12 protein-coding genes are annotated in these 25639 nt (G+C 72.8%); 6 read left to right on the top strand and 6 right to left on the bottom strand.

The genetic code is table 11. The features are described from left to right. Window position 1: 1 nt before the first annotated feature. The 5 genes from ACK1X7_RS40685 to ACK1X7_RS40665 form a co-directional block, all read right to left on the bottom strand. Window positions 2-1984, bottom strand: a complete 1983-nt coding sequence (locus ACK1X7_RS40685) for a class I adenylate-forming enzyme family protein (RefSeq protein ID WP_413116448.1) — start codon at window positions 1982-1984, stop codon at window positions 2-4. Continuing rightward, window positions 1981-14547 carry an amino acid adenylation domain-containing protein gene (locus tag ACK1X7_RS40680; protein ID WP_413116447.1) on the bottom strand — a complete coding sequence of 4189 codons (12567 nt, stop codon included), beginning with the start codon at window positions 14545-14547 and terminating at the stop codon, window positions 1981-1983. Before ACK1X7_RS40680 ends, ACK1X7_RS40685 begins: the two co-directional genes overlap by 4 nt. Before the next feature lie 318 nt (window positions 14548-14865). Then, entirely contained in the window at window positions 14866-15681 is an 816-nt protein-coding gene (locus ACK1X7_RS40675; protein WP_385155016.1) for an SAM-dependent methyltransferase, read from the bottom strand. Between the two features lie 106 nt (window positions 15682-15787). Continuing rightward, a complete protein-coding gene (locus tag ACK1X7_RS40670; protein WP_385152316.1) occupies window positions 15788-16000 on the bottom strand; it encodes a DUF397 domain-containing protein in 213 nt (70 codons plus the stop codon). 25 nt (window positions 16001-16025) lie between these two features. Further along, window positions 16026-16901, bottom strand: a complete 876-nt coding sequence (locus tag ACK1X7_RS40665; protein ID WP_361510161.1) for a helix-turn-helix domain-containing protein — start codon at window positions 16899-16901, stop codon at window positions 16026-16028. 245 nt (window positions 16902-17146) lie between these two features. Here ACK1X7_RS40665 and ACK1X7_RS40660 point away from each other — a divergent pair, with 245 nt between their 5' ends. The 5 genes from ACK1X7_RS40660 (at window position 17147) to ACK1X7_RS40640 (ending at window position 24164) form a co-directional block, all read left to right on the top strand. Beyond that, window positions 17147-17608 (top strand): ATP-binding protein, encoded by a 462-nt coding sequence (locus tag ACK1X7_RS40660; protein ID WP_390793410.1) that lies wholly within the window; start codon window positions 17147-17149, stop codon window positions 17606-17608. A 3-nt stretch (window positions 17609-17611) separates the two neighbouring features. Further along, window positions 17612-18058 (top strand): hypothetical protein, encoded by a 447-nt coding sequence (locus ACK1X7_RS40655; protein ID WP_385152283.1) that lies wholly within the window; start codon window positions 17612-17614, stop codon window positions 18056-18058. Window positions 18059-18320: 262 nt separating this feature from the next. Continuing rightward, complete coding sequence (locus tag ACK1X7_RS40650) at window positions 18321-20621, top strand: AbfB domain-containing protein (protein ID WP_413116948.1); 2301 nt, start codon at window positions 18321-18323, stop codon at window positions 20619-20621. Between the two features lie 127 nt (window positions 20622-20748). Next, entirely contained in the window at window positions 20749-22599 is a 1851-nt protein-coding gene (locus ACK1X7_RS40645) for a glycoside hydrolase family 76 protein (protein WP_385152286.1), read from the top strand. Between the two features lie 77 nt (window positions 22600-22676). Further along, window positions 22677-24164 carry a glycoside hydrolase family 43 protein gene (locus ACK1X7_RS40640; protein WP_390793411.1) on the top strand — a complete coding sequence of 496 codons (1488 nt, stop codon included), beginning with the start codon at window positions 22677-22679 and terminating at the stop codon, window positions 24162-24164. 17 nt (window positions 24165-24181) lie between these two features. Here ACK1X7_RS40640 and ACK1X7_RS40635 read toward each other — a convergent pair whose 3' ends face one another. Continuing rightward, window positions 24182-24820: a TetR/AcrR family transcriptional regulator gene (locus ACK1X7_RS40635; RefSeq protein WP_382953731.1), complete on the bottom strand. Its 639-nt coding sequence runs from the start codon at window positions 24818-24820 to the stop codon at window positions 24182-24184. Between the two features lie 131 nt (window positions 24821-24951). On the opposite strand from ACK1X7_RS40635, the gene ACK1X7_RS40630 reads away from it, so the two are divergent. Next, on the top strand, window positions 24952-25566 hold the full coding sequence (locus tag ACK1X7_RS40630) for an NIPSNAP family protein (RefSeq protein ID WP_385152292.1): 615 nt from the start codon (window positions 24952-24954) through the stop codon (window positions 25564-25566). Window positions 25567-25639 lie beyond the last annotated feature (73 nt).

Genomic DNA, 25639 nt, shown 5'->3' with positions numbered 1-25639 from the left:
GTCACTCCCTCGGTTGTGAATCCCAAACGACGCCGCCCAGGTCATGGCGGCCGGCGCGCAGAACGGAAAAGCCCACGGTGGCCGGGCGGCCGGGACGCGGCCGCCGAACCCACGTCCAGCGGTCGGCACGGGCCGTCCCGTGGTCGTCAGCGAGACAGCGCCACAGGTAGTCGACCGCCCATGGCATGCCGTCGACCGTTGCGGGGGCATGCGGCAGCAGTCGCAGGGTGCCGTCCCCGGACTCCCACCATGCGCCGAACTCCACCGGCCCGGGCGCGGCGGATACGCCGCCCTCGGTGACGGATTCGTCCGCCGACTCCGCTATCCGGGCGGCCAGTTCGGTGTATTCCGAGAGCGGCCACCGGGACCGCAGATACGCACGCCACCGCGCCTTCTCCACCTCCGGCAGGGGCGTGTCGATCCCGTTCTCGCGCACATGTGCGCGCAGGAAGTCGAACGCGGCGAAGGCCGGCTCGTCTCCGGTGGGGGCCGGTTCGTCGGAGGCGTACGGCGCGATCGCGCGCAGTGCGCGGTGCGGGTCACGGTCCAGGTCCCGCGAGGACGTGTCCTCCTTCGGGCCGGTGGCGAGCAGGGTCCGGGCGGTGGCGGCGGCGTAGCGCAGCAGTCGTTCGTAGCGGGCGGCGGAGACCCGCCGTACGGCCAGGGTGCCGCCCATCGCGGTGCGCTGCGGCTTGCCGGTGGCGGTGGCCAGGAAGCCGCCCCAGCGGACCGCGGCGGGGCGTACGGCGGCCTGCTCGCAGACGGTCCGCACCGCGTCGAGGGTGGTGCCGGGCAGCTCGTCGGTGACGAGGCCGACCTCATGGCCGAGAGTGGTCTCGGCCACCGGGACGGCGGCGAACCGGCCGCGCAGCCCCGCGTCGTGCCACATCCGCTCCACGTCCAGCGGATAGTGCTTCTCGCCACCACGGTCGATGCGTTCCTTGGCGCGCCCCCTGAGCACGAGCAGCCCGTCGCGGAACTCTCCGAGGTCGCCGGTGCGCAACCAGCCGTCGGGGGTGAGTGTCTGTGCGGTGCCGCCCGGGTCACGCCAGTAGCCGTCCATCATGTCCGGTGTTCTGATCCACACCTCGCCGCAGGCGAGCCGTACCTCCGTGCCGGGCAGCGGGAGTCCGACCGGCGGGAAGCGGTCGAGGTACTGCGCCGGGAAGTCCTCCTCGGTCGACACGGGCATGGTGAAGCTGAAGTTGACCGCTTCGGTGAGCCCGTATCCCTGGCGGAGCCGTGGCCCGTAGCGCCGGTGGAATCGCCGGGCGAGGTCGCCGGTGAGCGGGGCGGCCGCGGTGATCAGGTAGTCCAGGCCGTCCGGCCAGGCGGGGCCCGCCTCCACCAGCTCGGTGAGCAGGGCGGGAACGATCGAGGCGGTGCGGGCGCCGCCCGCCGCCAGCTCGCGCAGATAGCCCTCCGGGTCGAAGGCGGTGTGCAGGACCAGTGGGGTGTGCGTGATGTGTGTGCCGATGAGCGACATGACGAGCGCGTTGCAGTGGTACAGCGGCAGGCAGGTGCCGTGCGGACGGCCTGGCGCGAAGCGGTGCAGCCGCGCCGTCTTGGTGGCGTTGCCGAGGACGGCGCGGCGGCTGAGCATCACGCCCTTGGGGGTGCCGGTGGACCCGGAGGTGAACATGATGAACGCCAGGCCCGCTCCCCCGGGATCGGCCGGGGCGCCGGGGAGGGTCCGCGAGCGGAGCGGCTGTGCTCGGTCGCGGGGTGCGTCGATGACGGCCGAGGCGTCCACGCGCCGTACGGTGTCGGCCAGTTCCGCATCGGAGCTGCGCGGGTGGCGCGGTACGGCCACGAGCCCCAGGTCGAAGCAGGTGAGGAGGGCCCCGGCCAGCGGCTCGCCATGCGGGAGCCGGATGACGACGCGGGCGCCGGCCGGCAGCTCCTCCAGGCCGCGCAGCGGCGCCCGGAAACGCCGTGCCAGTTCCGTCGTGTCCAGCGGGGCTCGGTGCGCCACGGATGTCATGGGTTCTCCGTCCCTCGGGCGGTGCGCTCGTATCGCCGCGCCCTCTCGGCCGGGCGCGGCTCCTCGACGGGTCGGGGCCCCTCGACTCGGCGTGGCCCTTCCACTCGGCGTGCCCCTTCCATTCGGTGCAGTTCGTCGGCGAGGATCCGGCCGAAGTCGCCGATGTGCTGGGGCTGCATGATCCGTTCGTGGTCGTGGTCGACCTCGTGGACGGTGAGCGTGCCGGTGACCAGCGGACGCCACGCCGCTCGCAGCGACGGGCGGTTTCCGGCACCCGCCACGTGGACGGCATCGCCGTCCAGCACCGGTGGCCGGTAGCCCCGCAGGAGCCGGGCGTTGTTCTTGGAGACGGCGACGACGCGGGCGATGTCCTCCTCGGTGAGAGTGGCGAGCACACTGCCCTCGGCCCGGAGCGCGGCGGTGACCGTGGCGAAGTCCGCTGCTCCGGGCGGGAATCGCCGCTCGTCGTATCCGGCCGCGGTCAGCAGGATGCGGTGGATCCGCTCCTCGTCGATGCGTTCCCCGGGCCCGCCGCCGGGTGCTTCGCCGGGTGCTCCGCCGGGGTGCGGCGGCAGGGTGTCGACGACGCAGACCAGCCCTGGCTCGACGCCCAGCTTCCGCAGCCGTACCGCCATCGCGTGGGCGACGAGACCGCCGAAGGACCAGCCGATCAGGTGGTACGGGCCGTGCGGGCGCACCGACCGCAGTTCGTCGACGTAGACCTCGGCCATCTCCTCGATGCTGGAGGGCAGTTGGCCGATGCCGCCGGGGCCCTCGCCCCGGAAGGCGTGAAGCGGATGCGCGCGGTCGACGTGGTGCAGCAGCCCGGCGTACAGCCAGCCGAGGCCGCTCAGGGGGTGCACACAGAACACCGGCGCCGCTTCGCCGCCGGTGCGGTACGCGATGAGGTGGCCGTGGGCCGCGGGCGTGCCGTCGTCGAGACGTGCGGCGAGGGCGGCCGGGGTGGTCGCTTCGAACAGGTCGCGGATGGTGGGCCGCAGGCCGAGCACCTCGTGGATCCGGGAGGTGAGCCGGGTGGCACTCAGCGAGTGCCCGCCCAGTTCGAAGAAGCTGTCCGTGGCCCCGATCCGGGGCAGGCCGAGCACCTCGGCGAACAGCCGGCACAGTGCCTCCTCCCGCAGCGTGCCCGGCGCCCGGCCACCGGTGCCGCGGCCCCATTCGGGCTCGGGCAGCGCGCGCCGGTCCACCTTGCCGTTCCGGGTGAGCGGAAGGCGGTCGAGGGGGTGGAGCCGGGCGGGCAGCATGTAGCCGGGCAGCCGCGCGGCCAGGTGGTGGCGTACGGAGTCGAGGTCGAGGTCGGCTCCGGCGAGGTCGGCCCCGGCGGGATCGGCCCCGGCGCGGCCGGCATCGGCGAGGCCGCCCGTTCCGGCGGATTGGGGCACGATGTAGCCGACCAGCCGCCGGTCGTCGGGGCCCAGGTCGCGCACCGCCGCGGCGGCGGCCCGCACATGGGGGTGCGCGGTCAACGCGGCCTCGATCTCGCCGAGTTCGATGCGGTGCCCGCGCAGTTTGATCTGGTCGTCGTCGCGGCCGTGGAAGCGCAAGGTGCCGTCGGCCCGCCAGGAGGCCAGGTCGCCGGTGCGGTACATACGGGTGCCGGGCGGGCCGAAGGGGTCGGCGACGAAGCACCCCGCGGTGAGCGAAGGACGGTGCAGATAGCCGTGGGCGACGCCCGCCCCGGCCAGGTACAGCTCACCGATGGCACCGGGCGGCACGGGCCGCAGCCGGTGGTTGAGAACGTACGCGCGAGTGTTGGCGACGGGGCGGCCCAAGGGGACACCGGGCTCCTGGGGGCCGGTGACGGGGTGGCAGGCGGACCAGACGGTGGTCTCGGTGGGGCCGTAGCAGGCGAGCAGACGGCAGCCGAGGCCGGTGAGGGTCTCGGCGAGCGGGCCGGGGACGGGCTCGCCGCCGATCACCGCACGCATGCCGTGCAGCGCGGCGGGCCGCCGGGCCGCCAGCGTCTGCCAGCGCGAGGGAGTGGCCTGCATGACCGTGACGCGGTGCCGGGCCAGAAGGGCGAGCAGGGCGTCCGGGTCGCGGAGCGTCGCGGCGTCGGCGACCACCGTGGCGGCCCCGGTGACAGGGCCGAGGAACAGCTCGGGCACCGACATGTCGAAGCCGGCCGGAGCGGCCGCCAGAACGCGGTCGTCGGTGCGGACACCGAGTCGTTCGCGCATCGTGGCCAGCAGGTTGATCAGCGCCGGGCGCGGGACGACGACGGCTTTGGGGTGGCCGGTGGAGCCGGAGGTGTGGATCGCGTAGGCGGCGTCGGCGGGCAGCCGGGCAGGGCCGGATGGCGTGACCGGCCCGGCGGTGAGGACCCAGGGCTCGCCGGTGGGTTTCGGGTCGCGAGTGGGCTTTCGGTCGCCGGTGGTTGCCGCGTCGCGGGTGGCCTTTCGGTCGCCGGTGGTGCCCGGGTCGCGGGTGGTGGCCGGGTCGCGGGTGGGCTTCGGGTCGCCGGTGGTGGCCAGGTTACGAGTCGTGGCCGGGTCGCCGGTGGTGGCCGGGTCGCCGGTGGGTTTCGGGTTGCGGGTGGTCGCCGGGGCGCCGGTGGTGGCCGCGGCGCCGTCGGCCGCGGGGGCGGTGCCCGCGGCCTCGGTGTCCGGGGGGCCGACGTCCACGGCGCCCATGCCCGCACCGCCGGTGGCCGGGGCCTCGGCGTCCGCGGAGCCGGTGCCGGTGGCCGCGACGCCGGTGCCCGCGGCCCCCATGTCCGGCGCGCGCAGCACGAGGGCGGGGCGGGCGTCGGCGAGCAGGGCGTCGATCCGTTCGGGCGGCAGGTCGGGGTCGAAGGGCAGATAGGCGGCGCCGGAGGCCAGCACGGCCAGGCACGCGGTGATCAGGCCGGTGCCGCGCGGCAGCCCGACGGCGACCAACCGGCCGGGGCCCGCGCCACGGTCCTGAAGCGTCCGGGCGAGGTCCGCGACCCGTTCGGAGAGCTGCCGGAAGTCCAGGGTCTCCGTGGCCCCGATCACGGCGGGCGCGTTCGGGGTACGGCGGGCCTGTGCCGCGAACAGCTCGACCATGCCCGCCGCCCCGGCCGCCTCGTGCACGGTGTCGTTCCCGGTGATGTCGTTCCAGGCGGTGTCGTTCCAGGCCGTGTCGTTCCACGCGGTGACGGTCCGTCGCTCCTCGTCCTCCGTGAGCAGGGGCAGGTCCGCGACGGCCCGGCCGGGGTCGGCCACGGCGGCGCGGAGCAGTCGGGCCAGCCGCTGGTTCAGCGCGTCCGCCGTTCCCCGGGTGAACAGGTCGGCGTTGTACTCCAGCACCCCGGTCACGCCCGCGGGCGCGCCGGTCCCGTCGTACTCCTGCCGCAGGCTCCACAGCAGGTCCAGGCGGGCCCGGTCGCCGTGCACCGGTATCTGCCGCGCGGTGATCCCCGGCAGGTCGAGGTCGGCGCTCCCGGTGTCCTGGAAGGCCAGCATCACCTGGAAGACGGGGTGGTGTGCGGTGGACCGCGGCGGATTGAGGAGCTTGACCAGTTGCTCGAACGGCAGCTCCTGGTGATCGAAGGCGTCCAGATCGGCCGCGCGCACCCGGCGCAGCAACGTGGCGAAGGAGGGGGTCCCCGACAGGTCGGTGCGCAGCACCAGCGTGTTGACGAAGCAGCCGATGGTGTCGTGCAGCGCCGCGTCGTGGCGGCCCCCGACCGCCGTGCCGATCGGGATGTCCTCGCCCGCGCCGAGCCCGGACAGCAGGGCGGCGAGCGCGGCGTGCAGCACCATGAACATGCTCGCCTCGTGTTCGCGGGCGAGGGCGGTGAGCCCACGGTGCAGTTGGGCGTCCAGGGTCAACTCGACAGTGCCGCCGCGGTGCGAGGTGGTCGGCGGGCGCGGGTGGTCGGTGGGCAGGGGAAGCACCTGTGGGATGCCGCTCAGCGCACGCGTCCAGTACGCGGCGGCGGCGTCGGTGGGCAACTCCCGCTGCCAGAGGGCGAAGTCCGTGTACTGCGCGGGCAGCGGCTCCCACCGGGGGGCGGTGCCGGTGGCCCTGGCCCGGTAGGCGGCCGACAGGTCGCGGGTGAGCAGGGTCAGCGACCAGCCGTCGGCGGCGATGTGGTGGGGCAGCAGGAGCAGGGCGTGCCGGTCGGGGCCCAGCACGTACAGCGTTGCCCGCAGGGGCGGTTCCGCGGCCAGGTCGAAGGGGCGGGCGGCGTCGGCGGTGAGCCGCTCGACGAGGCGCGCCGCATCGGCGCCGTACCCGTCCGCCTCGTCCAACGACACGGTCGCGAAGGGCGGCTCGACGGGGGTGGTGGGGCACTGCCAGGGCTCGCCGTCGTGGACCTCCACCACGGTGCGCAGGATCTCGTGGCGCGTCAGGACGTCCATGAGCGCGGCGCGCAGCGCACCGGTGTCCAGCGGGCCGTCGAGCGTGAAGGCGAAGGGCATGTGGTAGGTCGGACCGGCCTCCTCGAAGTGGTAGAGGAACCACAGGCGGCGCTGGGCGAACGAGAGCGGGACACGGTCCGGCCGCAGCCCGGGGCGCAGCGGCGGGCGCACCGCCGGACGTCCGGCCGACGCCCGGCGGGGCTCGCGCTGCGCGATGACGCGCGGGGCGAGCGCTGCCACGGTGGGCGCGTCGAACAGCGTGCGGATGGCGAGGTCGATGCCGAGGCCCGCGCGGATCTTGTTGATGAGCTGGGTGGCGAGCAGCGAGTGGCCGCCGAGGTCGAAGAAGCCGTCGTCCACGCCGATTTCGGGCAGGCCGAGCGTTTCGGCGAAGGCGCGGCACAGGAACCGCTCCAGCTCGGTGGCGGGCGCGCGTCCGGCCCCGGTCCGCAGCCCCTCGGTGGGTGCGGGCAGGGCGCGCCGGTCGAGCTTGCCGTTGCGGGTCAGCGGCAGCCGGGCGATCGGCACCACGAAGCCGGGCACCATATATCCGGGCAGGTGGCCGGCGGCGTGGCGGCGCAGGGCGGCGGGGTCGAGGCGGGTGTCCGCCGTCGCGGGGACGGCGTAGGCCACGAGCCGTACGCCACCCGCGCCGTTGCCCCCGCCGTCGTCCTGAGCGTTCTGGGCGTCCTGGGCGTTCTGGGCGTTCTGGGCGATGACCGCGGCCTGGACGACGTCGGGGTGGCGCTCCAGGACGGCCTCGATCTCGCCCGGTTCGATCCGGAAACCGCGCACCTTCACCTGCTGGTCGGTGCGGCCCAGGTACTCCAGGGTGCCGTCCCGCCACCGGCGCGCCAGGTCTCCCGAGCGGTACATCCGGGCGCCGGGCGGGCCGAAGGGGTCGGCCACGAAACGCGTCGCGGTCAGCGCCGGCCGTCCCAGGTAGCCGCGGGTCACACCGGGGCCGGAGAGGTAGATCTCGCCGGGGCAGCCGGGCGGCACGGGCCGTAGCGCATGGTCGAGCAGGTGCAGTCGCAGGTCGGCGAGCGGCTCGCCGATGGCGCTGCGGGTGTCGGCCGGGTCGGTCAGTTCGGCGTATGTGGAGTGCACGGTGGTCTCGGTGATGCCGTACATGTTCACCAGCCGGGGGCGGCCGTGCTCGGCTGGGCCATCGGGATACCAGTGGCGGATCCGGCGTGGGTCCAGTGCCTCTCCGGCGAAGACCACGACGCGCAGCGCATGCCGGGGCGGGCCGTCGGCCTCCCGCGCCATGTCGGCTGCCGCCTGGGCGAGTTGGTAGAAGGCCGACGGTGTCTGGCACAGGGCGGTGACCCGTTCGCGGGCGAGCAGCCGCCACATTTCGCGCGGCGAACGGCTGACCGTGTGCGGCACGATGACGAGCCGCCCGCCACGGCCGAGGGCCGCCCACAGCTCCCATACGGACACATCGAAGGCGTACGAGTGGAACAGGGCGTGCACATCGTCCGGCCCGAAGCCGAATCGCTCATCGGTGGTTTCCAGCAGCCGTACGACGTTGTCGTGCGTGACCACGACGCCCTTGGGCGTGCCGGTCGAGCCGGAGGTGTGGATGACATAGGCGGTGGTGTGCGGGTCGGTGCACCGGCCGGGGTCCCCGGCCGGGCCCGTGGCGAGGGCGGCGGCCGTCTCCGGATCGTCCAGCAGCAACCGGTCCTGGCCGGGCGGCAGTACGGCGGCGGATTCGGCCGTCGTCACGGCCAGGGGCGGGCGGGCTTCGCCCAGTACGTGTCGCACGCGCTCGGGCGGGGTGGCCGGGTCCAGCGGCAGATAGCCCGCGCCGGACTTGAGCACGGCGAGGACGGCGGTCACCAGATCGGCGCCGCGTGGCAGGGCGAGGGCGACGAGCCGGTCCGGGCCCGCGCCACGGGCCACCAGCACCCGCGCGAGGCGGTTGGCCCGTTCGTTCACCTGCCGGTAGGTGAGGGTGCGGTCGCCGTCGGTCAGCGCGGGGGCGTCGGGACGTATCGCGGCCCGCGCCTCGAACAGCCCGGGCAGGGTCGGGCCCGCTGCCCGCCCGGTGGCCGGGGCCCGCCCGGTGGCCGGGGCCCGCTCGGTGGCCGGGGCCCGCTCGGTGGCCGGGGCCCGGCATGACCGCTCGTCCGGCAGCAGCAGGCCGATGTCGGCGAGCCGGGCGCCGGGCGCGGCGGCGATACGGCGGAGCAGCGCACCCAGCCGGTCGAGCAGGCGCCGGGCGGCGTCCGCGTCGAGGACTCCGGTGTGGTGGTCGAGCCGCAGGCCCAGCCGCGTTCCGTCGCCGGGCAGGACGATGAGCGACAGCGGGTAGTGCGTACCGTCCAGCACCCGCAGCCAGGTGATCTCGATGCCGGGCGCGACATCCCGCAGGACATCGGCGTCCAGGGGGTAGTTCTCGAACACGATAAGGCTGTCGAAGAGTGCGCCGGGTCCGGCCAGCCGCTGGAGCCGGGTGAGATCGGCGTGCTGGTGCTCGAGGACGGCGAGCTGCTGATCCCGCAGCGCGCGCAGCGTCTCCTCGACGGTTCGGGAAGGATCGAGGCGGACCCGGACCGGGATGGTGTTGATCAGCAGGCCGACGATGTTCTCCACACCGGGCAGCTCGGGCGGGCGGCCGGAGACCGTGGCACCGAAGACGACGTCGTCACGGCCGGTGTGGGCACCCAGCAGCATGGCCCAGCCGAGGCGTACGAGCGTGTTGACGGTCAGCCCGTGCGCCCGGGCCGCCCGCCGCAGCTCGTCCGTCACCGCGGTGTCCAGCTCGGCCTCGGCCCGGGCGTGGCCGGCGCCGCCCCGGCCCCGCTCCCCGCCGACCAGGGTGGGGCCGTCCAGCCCGGACAGAACGCCGCGCCAGGCGGCCTCGTCGGCCTCGGCGTCGCGCGTGGCGAGCCAGTCCAGGTAGGCGCGGTACGGCGTGGCGGCCGGGAGTGTTCCGCCCGCGTAGAGGGTGAAGAGCTCCCGGACCGCTATCGGCCAGGACCAGCCGTCCAGCAGGATGTGATGGGCCGTCAGCACGAAGACGTGCCGCCGCTCGGCGGCCCGCAGGAGAGTGGCGCGCAGCGCGGGCGGGTCGGCGAGATCGAACCGCAGACGCCGGTCCCGCTCGAGGTAGGCGGCCTCCTCCGCGGGAGAGGCCACCCGCTCCTCCCGCCACGGAACGTCGATCCGGTCCGGCACCACCTGCACGGGCCTGCCGACGGCGTCCGGCCGGAACCCGGCCGCCAGGTTCGGATGCCGGTGCAGCAGCCCACGCAGGGCCTCACGCAGCGCCGTGGCGTCGAGTTCGCCGGTCAACTCGAAGACGAACTGGACGAGATAGGGGTCCGCGCCGCCGCTTTCGCCCCCCTCGTCGCGATCGTACGCGTCCCTCTCGTCGCGGTCGTAGAGGGAGTGGAACAGCAGCCCTTGGGCGAGCGGCGCCAGCGGCAACGCCTCGCCCGCACGGTCTGCCGCGGATGCCACGGGTCGCTCGCCCACCCCGATCGGCCCGGCCGGAGTGGGTGCGGCGGGTCGCTCGTCCGCGGCGGCGGCCAGCGCCGCGAGGTGATCGAACCAGCTCCCCGCCAGGTCGGCCATGCGCGCGTCGTCCAGCAGGCGACCGGCCCAGGACCACATGGCGGTGAGCCGCGGGCCTTCGGGGTGGTCGACGATGACGGAGTCGAGTTCGACGGCGTGCGCCAGCGGCAGCTCCGGCGACGCGCTGGACGCGAGGACGCTCCCGTCCGGGCTCCAGTCCCGCTCGCCGTCCGCCTCGAACCGGCCGAGGTAGTTGTAGGCGATCGGGGGTGGTGCCGGTGCGGCCAGCCGGGTGGCGGTTTCCGGGTTGAGATGGCGCAGCAGGCCGTAGCCGAGGCCATGGGCCGGTACGTCGCGCAGTGCCGCGCGGACCCGGGCCACGGCAACGTCCCAGGGCGTGTCCCGGTCCCCCGCGTCGAGCAGCAACGGGTGAATGGTGGTGAACCAGCCGACCGTACGGGACAGTTCGAGACCGGCGGCGAACTCCTCCCGGCCGTGGCCTTCCAGGTCCAGGCCGACGGCCGTCTCACCCGTGCCCCGCCAGTCGGCGACGGCCCGGACGAACGCGGTCAGCAGCAGTTCGTTCAGCGAGGCGCCGAACGCGGCGGTGGCGCGCTCCGCCAGGGCCGCGGTCGGCGCGGCCGGAAGGGTGCGGGTGTGGTGGCGTCGCGTGGCCTCGGTGTCCCGCGCCGGGTCCGGCAGCGGCTCGGCCCGCAGGTGGCTCACCGCGTTGGCGACCTGGGTCCAGTACGGGAGTTCGGCCAGGACCGACGCGCCCCGGGCATGCGCCGCCAGCGCCCGGCTCCACCTCCCGAACGCCGTGCCGACCGCCTGCGGTGCCGGGGTCCGGCCGGTGGCCAGCGCACGCCAGCCGTGGCGCAGGTCGTCGAGCATGATCCGCCACGACACCCCGTCGACGGCGAGGTGATGCACGGTGAGTACGAGAGTGCCGGGCCGATCGGCCCCGGCGTCGAACCACTCCGCGTGCACGACGCGCCCCTCCACGGGGTCCAGCCGCTCGCCGGCCCGCGCGGCGTGCTCCCGTACGGCGGCCTCCAGCGCCTGCCGGTCCCAACCGGCCGCGTCATGCCGGACCAGTGCGATCCGGCCACGGGGTTCGGTCCGCAGCTCCCAGGAGGAGTCCCGCGCCATCAGCCGGAGGCGCAGCATGTCGTGCCGGTCGAGCAGCGCTTCGAGGAGGGTGAGCAGCCTGGGCACATCGAGCCCGGCGGGGGTGCGCAGCGCCATCGACTGCGCGAACCCGGTGATGGGGCCGCCACGTTCACGCAGCCAGTGCATCACCGGTGTCGGCTCGACCGTCGGGTCCGCGCCGCCCTCGCTCGGGACGGTGGGCGGCAGCGGCCGGTCGGTCATCGCCGCGGCCAGTTCGGCGACCGTGGGGTGGCGGAAGACGTCCTGGGAGGTGAGCGGGAGCCCGGCCCGCCTGGCCCGGCTGACCAGGTGGATCGCCAGGATGCTGTCGCCGCCCAGTGCGAAGAAACCCTTGTCCGGCGGAATGTCCGGCTCGCCCAGCACCTCGCGGAACAGCGCGGCGAGCGTCTCCTCGGCGGGCGTCCGGGGCCCGCCCGCGGCCGCGCGGTCGGGCCGTGGGGTGGGCGGGGCGGGCAGGGCGGCGCGGTCGAGCTTGCCGTTGCGGGTGAGCGGCAGCCGTGCGACCGGGACGATCACCGAGGGCACCATGAACGCGGGCAGGTGGTCGGCGGCGTGGCGCTTCAGCGCGTCGACGTCCACGCCCGCATCCACGCCCGCGTCAACGTCCACATCCACGTCCGGGGGCACGGTTCGGGGTTGTGCGGTTCCCGACCGCGTGGTTTCCGACCGCGTGGTTCCCGACCGTGTGGTTTCCCCCTGCCCGGTGACGACGTACGACACCAGCCTGCGCTCGCCCGGCCGGTCCTCGCGGAGCACGGTGGCGGCGCGCGTCACAGCGGGGTGGCGGCACAACGCGTCGTCGATCTCGCCGGGTTCGACGCGATAGCCGCGCAGTTTGACCTGGCTGTCGGCACGGCCGACGAATTCCAGGGTGCCGTCCGGGTTCCAGCGGGCAAGGTCTCCGGTGCGGTACATACGGGCGCCGGGAGGGCCGAACGGGCAGGCCACGAAGCGCTCCGCGGTGCGGGCCGGGGCACCGAGGTAACCACGCGCCAGCCTGGCCCCGGAGAGGTGGACCTCGCCGGTGACGCCGGGCGGGACGGGGCGCAGCGCGTCGTCGAGGAGGTGCACCGCGGTGCCGTCGAGCGCGGTGCCCACCGGCACCGACGTGGCCTCGGCCGGTAGGTGGTCCACCGGGTGCCGGGTGGCGAAGACGGTGGTCTCGGTGGGTCCGTAGCCGTTGATGACGGCGGGGGCGGGGCGTGTGGCGCGGACGCGCCGTACGGCCTCGGGGGCGACCACATCGCCGCCGGTCCACACCTGGCGGACACCGGCGAGGCAGCCGGGGTCCTCCTCGGCGACCGCCGCGAACAGGCCCGCCGTCAGCCACAGGCCGGTGACGCGGTGCGCGGCGATGACCTCACGCAGGACACCGATGTCCATCCGGCCCGGTGGCGCGATGACGATCTCGCCACCGGTGAGCAGCGGCACCCACAGTTCCAGGGTGAGCGCGTCGAAGGCGTGCGGGGAGTGCAGCAGCACCCGCTCCGCGCCGTCCTCGGTCCACCAGCGGTCGGCGGCGAGCCGTACGAGGTTGTCATGGGTGATCGCGACGCCCTTCGGGGCGCCGGTCGAGCCCGAGGTGAACATCACGCAGGCGAGGTGCTCCGGGTGCACGGCCGCCGGGCGGTGATCCTGGGGCACGGCCCCCACACCGTGCTCCGGGGGCACAACCTCCGGGCGGCGATACGAGGCCACGCCCTCCGGGCCGGGCTCCGGGGCGGGTCGCTCATCGCCGAGGACGAAGGTGCGGTGCCCCCGGGCGCGGAACCACAGGGCGATGTCGTCGTCCCGGGTGGTGGCGTCGGTGATCAGGAACCGCGCCCCCGCGTCGGCGGCGATCGCGGTCAGGCGGGCCCGTCCGTCCTCGCGGTGCAGCGGCAGATACGCGGCCCCCGCCTTGACGACGCCCAGCACCGCGACCACGAGATCGGGCGAACGCTCGACGAGCAGGCCCACCGGTGTCTCGGCGGTGATGCCCGCCGCGGTCAGCAGGGCCGCGAGGGTGTCCGCCCGGGCGTCGAGTTCCCGGTAGGTGAGCCGCTCGCCGGTCGCGGCGGACCGCACGGCGAACGCCCCGGGGGCGCGGGCCACATGGGCCTGGAACCACGCGAGGGCCGTCCGCGCCGGGCCGGTGGTCCGCTGCCGCGGCCCGGTGCCCGCCGTCCGGAGCCGGTCGCGTTCGGCGGCCGAGGTGACGGCATAGCGCGCCACCCGGGTCCGGCCCGGGCGGGCGGCGGCCTGGCGCAGCACCCGCAGGAACCTTTCCCCTGCCTCGCGCAGCAGCTCCGGGGAGTGGTTGGCCGGGTTGGCGTCGGCGTCGATGGTGAGCGGTCCGTCGCCGCGGTCGTACGCCACCAGGGACAGGTCCTCCGAGGGCGGCGCCTGGACGTTGTGCACGGTGGCGGTGGCGGATCCGAATCGCAGGCCGTAGGCGAAGCGCTGGATGTTCAGCACCGGCCCGAAGAAGCGGCGGCCGTCCTCGGGGTAGCCCAGATCGCGGCGCAGCCGCTCACCCCGGTAGCGCTGGTGCCGCTGGACCAGGGCGATCTCCTCGTCGGCCCGGGCCGCCAGGTCCGCGAAGGTGGCCGCGGGGTCGACCGGCAGGCGCAGGGGCAGCACGTTAGCCGTCATGCCGGGCACGCGACGGCTCTGCTCGCCGACCCGTCCGGTGACCGGCAGGCTGAGCACGACATCACGGCTGCCGGTCATCGCGTGGGCGAAGACGGCGGCCGCGGCGACCACGAGCCGCGACCAGCGCTGCCCCATCTCCCCTGCGGCCGACCGCAGTTGCGCGAACTCCGCTTCGGACAGGACGCTGGTCCGCCGCAGCGAGCCCGCGGGCACCGGGGCCGGGCGCGCGGCCAGGCTCAGGAACTCCGGACGCCCTTCCATCCGGCCGAGCCACCACCGCCGGTCGGCTTCCCGCCGTGGCGAGGCGTGGTAGGCGCGGTCCTCCTCGAGGGCGGCGCGCAGCGGGCTCCACCCGTTCCCGGGTATCGGGCCGCCGCACAGGAGGCTGTCGTAGAGCTCGGCGACGCGCCGCGAGAGGAGGGTCATGCCGAAGCCGTCGAGGGCGATGTGGTGCACCCGGTGGAACAGCAGATGCCGCTGGTCGCCGATCCGCAGGACGGCGCCGTCGAACAGCTCGCCCTCGGCCAGGTCGACGGGCCGGGACAGCTCCTCGCGCATCCAGGCCAGGGCCGTCGCGTGCGGGTCGGTCTCCTGCCGCAGGTCGCGCACGGGTAAGGAGGTGGAGCGCGGGCTCGTCACGCGCTGGACCGGCCGGCCGTCCGGCGCCTCGATGAAGCGGACGTGCAGCGCTTCGGTCTCGCGCACGGCCTGCCGTACGGCGGCCACGAGGACGTCGGTGTCGAGCGCTCCGGTGATGTCGGTGTACTCACCCCACAGATAGGGCGAGGACAGGTCGGGCCGGGACCGCTCGGCCAGCCATACGCCCGACTGGGCCTCGGAAACGGGGAGTTCGGTGCCGGGTTCGTCCAGGGCCATCGTGTTTCCCGCCCGGTCGCCGTGCGACGACCTCAACGTAGCAGTGGCTTCACAGGGCGATCGCGTCGGTCGTCGGATGGTTCGGGAACGGTTGTCGGTCGGCGGTTCTCCGATCTTGTCCGGTCGCCGAGACTAACAGCCGAGTAAAGGCATTACAAAGGGATGGCAATGTGGCAGGGGTGCGGTTCAGGCCAAGTCGGCGTCGGGATACGTCCGCCCGGGCCCGGACACGGCGAAGGGCCCGCCGGCACGGGCCGCGATGACGCGGCGGCCCGTACCGGCGGGCCCGTGGAGGACGGACGCCGGAGGAAAAGAGCCTCAGGGCTTGCGGGCCACCGCCCCGTACATGGCGATGTCCTCGTCCTTGATGGTTTCGGTGGAGGTGCCGTCCGGGCGCCACTTGTGGACCTGGGTGAGGCCGGGCTCCACCAGGTCGAGGCCGTCGAAGAACCGCTGGGCCTCGGCCTCGGTGCGCAGCCGCATGGGCATGTCGCGGGCCGCGTACTCGCGGGCGACCCGGGCCACCTCGTCCGGCGCGAAGTCGGCGGTGCCGATGGACATCGCCAGATAGCTTCCGGAGGGCAGCGGCTCGAGGAGGCGGTTGACGATGCCGTACGCGTCGTCCTTGTCCAGGACGAAATGCACGATGGCGATGACCGTCAGGGCCACCGGGCGGCCGAGGTCGAGGGTTTCGCGAAGCTCGGGGGCCCGAAGGATGGAGGCGGGCTCGCACATGTCCGCCTCGACATAGGCGGTCCTGCCCTCGGGCGTGCTGGCGAGCAGCCCCTGGGAGAGGGTGAGGACGATGGGGTCGTTGTCCACGTAGACGACCCGGGAGTCCGGGGCGACCGCCTGGGCGATCTCATGGAGGTTGGGCGAGGTCGGGATGCCCGTCCCGATGTCGAGGAACTGCCGGATCCCCGCCTCTTCGGCCAGATAGCGCACGGCCCGGTTCATGAAGTCGCGGTTGGCCCGCATATGGATCGGGAGGGCGGGCCACTCCCGGGACATGGCGATGCCCGCTTCCTTGTCGGCCGGATAGTAGTCCTTACCGCCGAGGATGTAGTCGTAGATACGTGCCGAATGCGCGCTCTCGGTGTCGATGCGGTCGGCCGACCATCCGTTGTCGCTCAAGGCGTCCCCTCCCAGTGGATCGTCAAGTTCGCTGTCGATATGGCCCCCTGTCCGTGCGGGGCCGGGCCGGCCCCGCACGGACAGGGAAGGTTGCGATGCCGTGGCGCTAGTAGAGGAAGTCGGCGTCGCCCGCCTTCACACCTGCCAGAAACCGGGTCATCTCGTAGGTGGTGAAAACCAGCGCGGGGCCGTCGGGGTCGGTCGACTGACGCAGCGCCACCCGCCCGTCGTGCAGCTTCTTGGCTTCGACGCAGGCGCCCCCGGCGTCGTCGCTCCACGGCTTGGACCAGCCCCTGGTGCCGAGATCATGGGAGGGCATGCCGCTGCGTATGTGGTGGTGCACTTCAGAGCTCCTTGCGAATGGCGCCGAGGACGGCCTCGGTTTTCCTGGCGGGCACCGACTGGGCGCCCATCCGGTCCAGGACCTCGCGATACACCACCACGTCTTCCTCTTTGTCCAGATACACCGCGCCGACCAGGCCGCTGAGGTAGACGATGTCGGGCAACTCCGCGGCCCTGAACCGGAAAACATGGAACGCACCGGCCCGCATGGCCGGATGCGGACCGCTTCCGAACGGCATGATCTGCACGGTCACCTGCGGGAGCGCGCTGATCTCGATCAGGTGGTCGATCTGGGCACGCATCACGGCCGGGCCGCCGACCGGCCACCTCAGCACGGTCTCGTCCATCACGACCCACAGCCGGGGAGGGGACTCCCGGGACAGCAGTTCCTGGCGCTGCATCCGCAGGGCGACCCTGCGCTCGGTGGCCTCCGACGGAGCGTGCGGATTACCGGCGCTGAGCAGCGCACGCGCGTAGTCCTCGGTCTGTAGCAGCCCGTGGACGAACTGCGCCTCGTAGGCGCGGATCTGAAGCGCCGCCTGCTCCAGGTTCAGATACGCGGCGAACCAGTCCGGCATCACATCGCGGTAAGTGTGCCACCAGCCGCGCTTGTTGGCCTCGCGGACCGACTTCAAGAAGGTGTCGATCTCATGCCGGTCGGTGACGCCGTACGTCTGGAGCAGCTTCTCCACATCCGCGAGCCGGAGCCGGGCCACCTTGGCGGCTTCCATCCTGCGGATCGTCGAGTGGCTGACCCCGATCGCCGCGCCCGCCGCGTCGTATGTCAGGCCGGCGCGGGTCCGCAGCTCCTCCAACTGCCTGCCGAGGATCATGCGGAGGACAGAGGGTGCACCGCCCCATGCGGATTCCGCGGCCAACGCTCTACCTCCCCACACCGGGCATTACGGATGCAGTCTGTCACGGTCGCCGGACCGGGCAAGCGGAACCTCCGATGGCAACTTGCAATTTCCAAGTTACCGCTTGCAACTCGTTCGTTGCACCTGTCACAGTGGTCGCACCGTCCGATCACGGTGGGAACGCTTGCGTGGGTACGTCCGTAGGCACTGCGCAGTGCGGGAACGGCACGGTCCATGACGCGCAGGCAGACGAAAGGCGGCCGCTCGTGGCTCCCCTCGCCCTTCCCCTGACTCCCCTTCGGACGTCCCGGGAGCGGGACACGCATCCGGCGGTCGCCTTACGGCTGCCGGCCATCGCCTCCTCGGTGTGCACGGTGCGCACGGCCGTGCGCGAGCGGCTGCGCGCCTGGGGCATGAGCGCCCAGGTGTGCGAGGACGCGCTCCTCGTGGTCTCCGAACTGGTCACCAACGCGATCACCCATACGCTCAGCGATCATGTGGAGTGCAGGCTGAGCATCGGCGCGGACCATCTGCGCCTCGAGGTCGAGGAAGAGATCCGGGCCCACACCCTCCCCGCGCCCCGCACCCCCGACCCCGATGAGCACGGGGGACGCGGGCTGCTGCTGGTCGGCGCGGTGAGCAGCGCCTGGGGCGTCAGGGATGCCCAGCGCGGGCCGGGGCGGATCATCTGGGCCGAGCTGCCGGCGCGCACGGAAGAGTGTCACTGACCGATGGACCGACAGTTTGTAGCCCCTGAGGCCCCGTCACTCGGCGCGCCGAACCGCTGGCGAGGCCACGGCGGACGGCTGCGTCTGCCGGACGGACTGCCCGCCAGGCTGGGATATGACGCGGTGGGGATGCCCGCGGACGTCGGCCGGAGCGTGATGAAGTGCCTGCCCCGCATCGGCTGTGTCTTCGCCGACGACCACCGGTGGTGGTGGATCGTGCCGTCCGGATCGCATATCGACGTGGCCTGGCCGACGTTCACCAGCTATGCGGTGGGTGCCCAGATGACCGATCTGAGCGCCCGCTCCCGGCTTCCCCGCCTGATCCATCACCCCCAGGACGACTCGCCGTACACACCGCCGATTCCGCTGTACTTCATGACCTGCCATATCGCCGGTATCCGGCCCCACTGGTCGCCGGGGGACGCCGCCGGGCCGTCCCAGGCGGTGTGAGCCGGACCGTACCGCCTCCCGCACGCTGACGCTCCGCACGAGGCCCAGCAAGGCCGACAACGTTGTCCCAGCTATGGACAAACCCCGGCCGTGAATGCTCTGGTATTCGTGCAGCAAGTGTTCCCTGTGGAAGAGTTCCGCCGCCCACCGGGCGGCGGCGCCAACCGGACCATGGAGCAGCAGCGTGCTGAAACACTTGTTCCTCCGCTTCCCCGCCCTTCTCCGTCCAAGACGGACCTGGCGACGGCGCGTTGCCGCCACCGTGGTCCCCGCGCTGGCCGCCACCGCCCTGCTCGTCTCCGGTGCCGGCCCCTCCCACGCCGCCGCGGCCTGGGACCCCGAACCCGCCCCGATGACCAGCCCGTTGACGAACCGGACGAACCAGGTCCCGGTCGACCATCCCCTGCCGGAATATCCGCGCCCGCAGCTCACCCGGCCCGACTGGGCCGATCTCAACGGCATCTGGGACTTCGCGGTCACCTCCCGCGACGCCGGGCAGCCGGCCACATTCGGCGAGCAGATCCGGGTGCCGTTCGTGCCCGAGTCCGCGCTCTCCGGCGTCCAGCGCAAGATCACCCAGAATGACAAGCTCTGGTACAAGCGCACCTTCACCGTGCCGTCCGGCTGGAACGGCCGCCACATCCAGCTCAACTTCGGCGCCTCCGACTGGGAAACCACGGTCTGGGTCAACGGCCGCCAGGCCGGCGCCGCCCACCGCGGCGGATACGACGCCTTCTCGTACGACATCACGCCCCTGCTGAACGGCGGCACCAACACCATCGTCATCTCCGTGTACGACCCGACGGAGACCGGCGGCCAGGCCATCGGCAAACAGCGCGTCCAGGACGTCACCCCGCACCCCGGCAAGAGCATCGTCTACACCGCCTCGTCCGGGATCTGGCAGACCGTCTGGCTGGAGCCCACCGCCACCGCCCACATCACCCGCCTGGACATGGTCCCGCGCCTGGAGGACAACACCCTGCGGGTCACGGTGCGCGGCGCCGGAGGCGCGGACGGTACGAGCGTCAAGGTCACCGTCTCCAGCGGCGGCACGACCGTCGGCAGCGCCACCGGCACGGTGGGCACCGAACTCTCCGTACCGGTGCCGGGCGCCCACCTGTGGACGCCGGAGGATCCGTTCCTCTACGACGTCACGGCCGAGCTGACCGGCACCGCGGCCGACAAGGTCGGCTCCTACACCGGCGTGCGCTCCATCGCGGTGAAGGACGTGGGCGGGGTCCGGCGGCCGGTCCTCAACGGCAAGTTCGTCTTCCAGACCGGCACCCTGGACCAGGGCTACTGGCCGGACGGCATCTACACCGCGCCCACCGACGAGGCCCTCAAATACGACCTGCAAAAACACAAGGACCTGGGCTTCAACATGGTCCGCAAGCACATCAAGGTCGAGCCGCAGCGCTGGTTCTACTGGGCCGACCGGCTCGGGCTGCTGGTGTGGCAGGACATGCCCTCGATGGACAGCGGCAAGACCCCGGACACCGCCGCCCGCACCCAGTGGGAGAGCGAATACCGCGCCATCATCGACCAGCACCGCAGCTCGCCCTCGCTCATCCAGTGGGTGGACCAGAACGAGGGCTGGGGCCAGTACGACCAGGCCCGCATCGCCGACATGGTCAAGGCGTACGACCCCTCCCGCCTCGTCGACAACATGAGCGGCGTCAACTGCTGCGCCGCCAAGGACGGCGGCAACGGCGACGTCATCGACAACCACAACTACGTCGGGCCCGGCAACACCCCGACCGAACCGGTACGCGCCTCGGTGCTCGGCGAGTACGGCGGCCTCGGCTACCGGGTGCCCGGCCATGAGTGGTACCCGGGCGGCGGATTCAGCTACGAGGACCAGCCCACCACGACCGCGCTCAACAACCGGCTCATCGGCCTGCTCGACGGGATACGGGAGAACACCATGCCCGCGGGCGGTCTCTCCGCCTCCGTCTACACCCAGATCACCGACGTCGAGAACGAAGCCAACGGGCTCATGTCCTACGACCGCCAGGTGGTCAAGGTCGACCAGGCCCGGGTCCGGGCCGCCAACCAGGCCCTCATCGCGGCCTCCCGGTCACTGGGCGCGACGGTGAAACTGCCGGTCGGACAGAACGTGTCGATCCGGGTCACCACACCCGGCTACACCGACCGCTACATCCGCCACTACGACGGCCTCGGCTTCACCGAAGTGGTCAACACCGCCAGCGCCGACCTGCTGAAACGGGACGCCACCTGGACGGTCAGGCCGGGTCTCGCGAACAAGCTCTGCTACTCCTTCGAGTCCCGCAACTACCCGGGCGAATACCTGCGCCACCGCGAATTCCGCGTCCGGCGCGAGGCACCCGACGGCTCCACCGTGTCCAAGGAGGACGCGACCTGGTGCCCGGTCCAGGGCAGCGGAGGCGTCCGGATGTCGGCCGCGGGCTTCCCCGGACAGTATCTGCGGCATATCAACGCCGAGCTGTGGCTGGCCCAGTCGGGCGGTTCCCACACCTGGGACAACCCGGCCGGCTTCACCGAGGACACCACCTGGGCCATCGAGCCACCCTGGGCTCCCTGACCGACCGCCGCGGGCCCGCAACGACGGGCCGCGCACCTCCGGCGGCCGCCCCATCGCACGGGCGGCCGCCACTTCTCTCCTCCCCCACGCTCATGCGCACGGCCCCCTACGGAAAGGCGGGTACGTCATGTCAGCGCGGCTCCACCGTGTCCTTCGCGGACTCCTGACCCTGGCCATCGCCCTGGCCGGTCTGGTCCTCCTCCCCACGCCGTCCCGTGCCGCGACCCCGGTCTGCGCACTGGCATGCGACACCCTCGACCCCTCGAAGGCGCAGCGCGACACCTTCCCCGTACCGCAGGTGAACCTGGGCGGCCGGATCCTGAAGCTGCATGTATCCGACCCCGACAGCATGGCCTGGGCCAGCATCGACAACGGCGTCAGCGGCGACTCGGTCTGGCTCGACCGCTCCTGGGACCGGGGCGCCACCTGGGAGGGCCTGCTCGGCAAGGCGAGCATCCCCGGCACCTGGACCGGCACCCGCACCCTGATGTACAACCTCACCGACCCGGTGGCACACCGCCGCGGCTGGATCCGGGCCTGCGGTGACGCCGCCGGTGTCACCTGCACCAACTGGGCCTACCCCACGGTGTGCGACGGCACGTCCTGCGACGGCGCCGACCCCGCCACCGCGGCGGGCGACGACCGCCCGGTGCCATCCGCCACCCTCTTCGGGCGCACCATCAGCCTCCATGTCGACCAGCGCAACGGGATGGCATGGGGCGTCATCGAAAGCGGCGGCGCGGGCGACGAGATCTGGCTCGACCGCTCCTGGGACAGCGGCGCCACCTGGCCCGAGGGCTCCTCGCTCGGCCGTACGAGCGTGTCCTCGGGCAAGACCTCGACACGCACGGCCATGTTCGCCACCCGGGATCCGCGCGGGCTGATGTTCGGCGGCGCGGTCCGGGCATGCGGCCGGGAGTCCACCCACCAGGAAGGAAGCTGCACGGCCTGGGTGCGGCCCGCGCCGAGCCGGGCACGCGCCGCGGCCGACGCGCTGATGGCGTCGTACCAGACGTACGAGGGCTGGTGGCGCAGCAGTTGGTGGAACTCGGCCGTCGCGGTCACCTCGCTCATCGACTTCGCCCAGCGCACCGGGCGGCACGACTACGACTGGGTCATCGCCCGCACCTTCGAGCAGAACCGCGGCACCTTCCCGGCCGGAGTGCGCAGCTCCGACGCGGTGGAGGGCCATTTCATCAGCCGCGCCATCGACGACGCCGCATGGTGGGGGGTGGCCTGGCTGGCCGCCTACGACCACACCCATGAGCGGCGCTATCTGGACGAGGCGGTCACCATCGCCACTTACGTCCACCAGTACTGGGACACCGGAAGCTGCGGCGGCGGTGTGTGGTGGGACCGGGAGCGCACCTACAAGAACGCGGTGACCAACGGGCTGTATCTGTGGCTCACCACAGCACTGCACCAGCGGATCTCCGGCGACACCGTATGGGGCGACCGGGCGGCCACGGCCGCCACCTGGTACCGGGGCAGCGGGCTGATCAACGGTGCGGGCCTGGTCAACGACGGGCTGACCGGCGACTGCCGCAACAACGGCCAGACCGTGTGGAGTTACAACCAGGGCCTGGCCATCGGCGCCTTCACCGAGCTGTGGCGGTCCACCGGCAACGGCCAGTACCTGGACACCGCCCGCCGCCTGGCCGATGCCGCGATCACCTCGACGGCGCTGACCCGCGACGGCGTGCTCACCGAGTCCTGCGACACCGGCACCGGCGCCTGCGACGACAACCAGAAGCAGTTCAAGGGCATCTTCATGCGCCACCTCGCCGACCTCGCGGACGCCACCGGATCCGCCACCTACCGGGCGTACATCACCAAGCAGGCCGACTCGATCTGGACCACCGACCGCGACCCCCTCAACCGGCTCGGCCAGCGCTGGGCGGGCACCACCCCGAACCAGGTGGACTGGCGCACCCAGGCCGGCGCACTCGGCGCGCTGACGGCCGCGGACGGCCTGTGACCCGCCACCCCGACACGGGGACGGCCACCCGGTCCGGACCCCACCCGTCGTACGCACATCGCCCCAAGGAGGCGCCCATGCACCCCCGCACCACCCGCCGCCACGCGGCACTGCTCACCGCGCTCCTGGCCATCCTGTGGGGCCTGCTCGCCGCCCCACCCGCCGCCACCGCGGCCCCGTCCCCCGCCAAGGGGACACCACACGCCGCCACCTCGAGACCGCACACCGCCGCCGCGGGCACCTTCCGCAACCCCCTCAACACCGGCCCCGACCCGTATATGACCGTCTGGAACGGCAACTACTACCTCACCACCACGCAGGGCGACAGCATCCGGATGTGGCGCTCCTCCTCGCTGGGCACCCTGCTCGAGGCCGACCCCATCACCGTATGGACGGACACCGATCCCTCCCGCAACCAGCACATCTGGGCACCGGAGTTCTACCGCTTCGGCGACCGCTGGTACCTCTACTACACCGCCGACGACGGCGTCGACGACCACCACCGGCTCTATGTGCTGGAGTCGGACCGCGACGACCCGGCCGGCCCCTACCACTTCAAGTCCCGTCTCACGCCGCCCAACCACGCGTCCGACTTCGCCATCGACCCCGGCATCCTCCAGCACAACGGACGCCTCTACCTCGCCTACTCCGGCATCAACCAGTACCAGCACAACGGCATCAACATCGCCCCCATGTCCAACCCCTACACCGTCTCCGGCAACGCCGTCGCCCTGAACGCGGCCGGTGGCTGCCCCGAGGTGCGCGAAGGCGCCGAGTTCCTCTACCGCAACGGCCGCACCTGGATGACGTACTCCACCTGCGACACGGGCAAGCCGGACTACCAGGTCTGGATGATGTCCCTGCCGTCCACGGCCGACCCGCTCGTGCCCGGCAACTGGACCCAGCACACCGGTGCCCGGTTCTCCCGCGCCGACGACCACGGCGTCTACGGCCCCGGCCACCACGCCTTCTTCCGCTCCCCCGACGGCACGCAGGACTGGATCGTCTACCACGCCAAGACCACATCGGTGAACACCTACACCGACCGCACCACACGCGCCCAGAAGATCACCTGGAACGCCGACGGCAGCCCCAACCTGGGCCGTCCGCTCGCCACCGGCGCCACCCAGGACCTGCCGTCCGGCGACCCCGGAGCGGGCACCTACTGGATCAATGACGACGGCCGGTCCAGCGGCGACGGAAGCGCCACGTTCACCGGCACCTGGAACTCGGGGACCGGCTGCGCCACCCAGTGCTTCTGGGGCGACGACCACTGGAGCGACCAGGCCGGCAACACCGCCACCTTCTCCTTCACCGGCACCCGGATCGCCCTGCTCTCGGTCCGCGACACCGGCAACGGCATCGCGGCCATCAGCGTCGACGGCGGCGCCGAGCAGCGCCGGGACTTCTACGGCGCGATCCGAACCGGCGAGACCCTCCAATACCTCAGCCCCCGGCTCCCCTACGGCCGGCACACCCTGCGCATCCGCGTGACCGGCGAGCACAACGCCCAGTCGGGTGCCTCATTCGTGAGCGTGGACCGTGCGGAGGTGTACACCCGCTAGCACCGGCCACTCCGCGGCTATGGCGTGTCCGCCGCGTCGGCCGCCGGGACGAGCAGACCGTGCAGGGCGTACTCCACCAGCTTGCGCACCTCCTCGGGGGCCAGCGATCCATGCCCGGCCATCAGGCGGAACGCCGGCGCGCCCAGCAGCACGTCCGTGGCCGTAGCGGCGTCCACGCCCCGCCTGGTCAGCCCCGCCTCGGCGGCCCGGTCCCAGTACGGCTCCAGGGCCGCCCTGCGGGGCGCCAGGAAGAACTCATGGAAGTACGGCGCCGCCTGCGGCTCGGTCGCGCAGGCGGCCAGCAACTGCCCGAAGACGCCACCTTCCGGACTGGTGTAGTAGGTCAGCAGGTCGGTCGCGAAGGTGACCAGATCCTCGACGGGGCGGCCGGTGTCCGGGACCACCACCGCCTCGGCCGCGTCGCGGCCGAACGCCTCCGCCATGATCGCCGCCTTGCAGGGCCAGTGCTTGTAGATGGTCGCCGTGCTCACCCCCGACCGCCCGGCGATCCGGTCGATGGTGACCCCGGCCGTGCCCACCTCGCGCATGAGCGCGCTGGTGGCGGTCAGCACCGCGTCATGCGCCCGGATGCTGCGCGGGCGCCGGGGACGGTCCTGAGTGCGGCGCGCACCGGGTACATCGGCGGTGGTGTCCACGGCTGGCCTTCCTCTGCGCTTGCCCCTGAAGTGAAGTGATGTTTCACTTTAGTTCGTGGTGCCCGGCGACGCAATCCCGGCCGCCGGAAACCCCCGCGAACCGCGACAAAGGAACGGTCAGGACATCGACCATGCTCTATGAACTCGCCACCCTCTCGCTCAAGCTGCGCACGGTCCCGAAGGCACTGTCCGCGCTGGAGACCTACACCACGAGCGACGCCACCGGCGGCCGGCTGCTCGGCTGCTGGGAGCCCGAACACGGCGTCATCGTCGGGCAGTTGCTGCTGCTGCGCGGCTTCGAGAACGCCGAGGAACTCACCGAGGAGCGCACTCGCGTACTCACCAGCGCCGACCCGTTCGGCATCGGTGAGCACCTGACCGGCTTCCAGGTGGAGAGCTACGTCCCGTTCCCCTTCCTGCCACCGGTCGAGCCGGGCCACTACGGCTCGGTGTACGAGTTCCGCACCTACCACCTCAAGGTCGGCGGCCTGGTGCCCACGATGGCGGGCTGGGAGGCCGCGGTGCCGGAGCGCACCCGGCTCCACCCGCTGACGACGGCCATGTACGGCCTGGACGGCCTCCCCCGTATCACCCACATCTGGCCCTTCCCCGACCTCAACGCCCGGCTGGAGATCCGCCGCGAGTCCTACGAACGCGGCATCTGGCCCCCCGAGAACGGCCCGGAGAACATCGCCCACGCCACCTCCACGATCGCCCTGCCGACCCCCATCTCCCCGCTGGCCTGAACCCGTGGCCCGACCCCGTGGGCAGTCGCCGGGGGCAGCCGCCGGAGCCGGACGGACATGACGCCCGGCGCAA

Source organism: Streptomyces sp. CY-1, from assembly GCF_047218265.1.
GTDB classification, from domain to species: domain Bacteria; phylum Actinomycetota; class Actinomycetes; order Streptomycetales; family Streptomycetaceae; genus Streptomyces; species Streptomyces niphimycinicus.
Note: the sequence above shows the minus strand (reverse complement) of the source record. Positions and strands in the feature narration are given on the sequence as shown.

Bases quoted from the DNA above. Each gene is read 5' to 3' on its own strand.
- ACK1X7_RS40655 (WP_385152283.1), top strand. From the start codon at position 17,612: ATGGACCGACAGTTTGTAGCCCCTGAGGCCCCGTCACTCGGCGCGCCG.
- ACK1X7_RS40630 (WP_385152292.1), top strand. From the start codon at position 24,952: ATGCTCTATGAACTCGCCACCCTCTCGCTCAAGCTGCGCACGGTCCCG.
- ACK1X7_RS40640 (WP_390793411.1), top strand. From the start codon at position 22,677: ATGCACCCCCGCACCACCCGCCGCCACGCGGCACTGCTCACCGCGCTC.
- ACK1X7_RS40645 (WP_385152286.1), top strand. From the start codon at position 20,749: ATGTCAGCGCGGCTCCACCGTGTCCTTCGCGGACTCCTGACCCTGGCC.
- ACK1X7_RS40680 (WP_413116447.1), bottom strand. From the start codon at position 14,547: ATGGCCCTGGACGAACCCGGCACCGAACTCCCCGTTTCCGAGGCCCAG.
- ACK1X7_RS40670 (WP_385152316.1), bottom strand. From the start codon at position 16,000: ATGCCCTCCCATGATCTCGGCACCAGGGGCTGGTCCAAGCCGTGGAGC.
- ACK1X7_RS40685 (WP_413116448.1), bottom strand. From the start codon at position 1,984: ATGACATCCGTGGCGCACCGAGCCCCGCTGGACACGACGGAACTGGCA.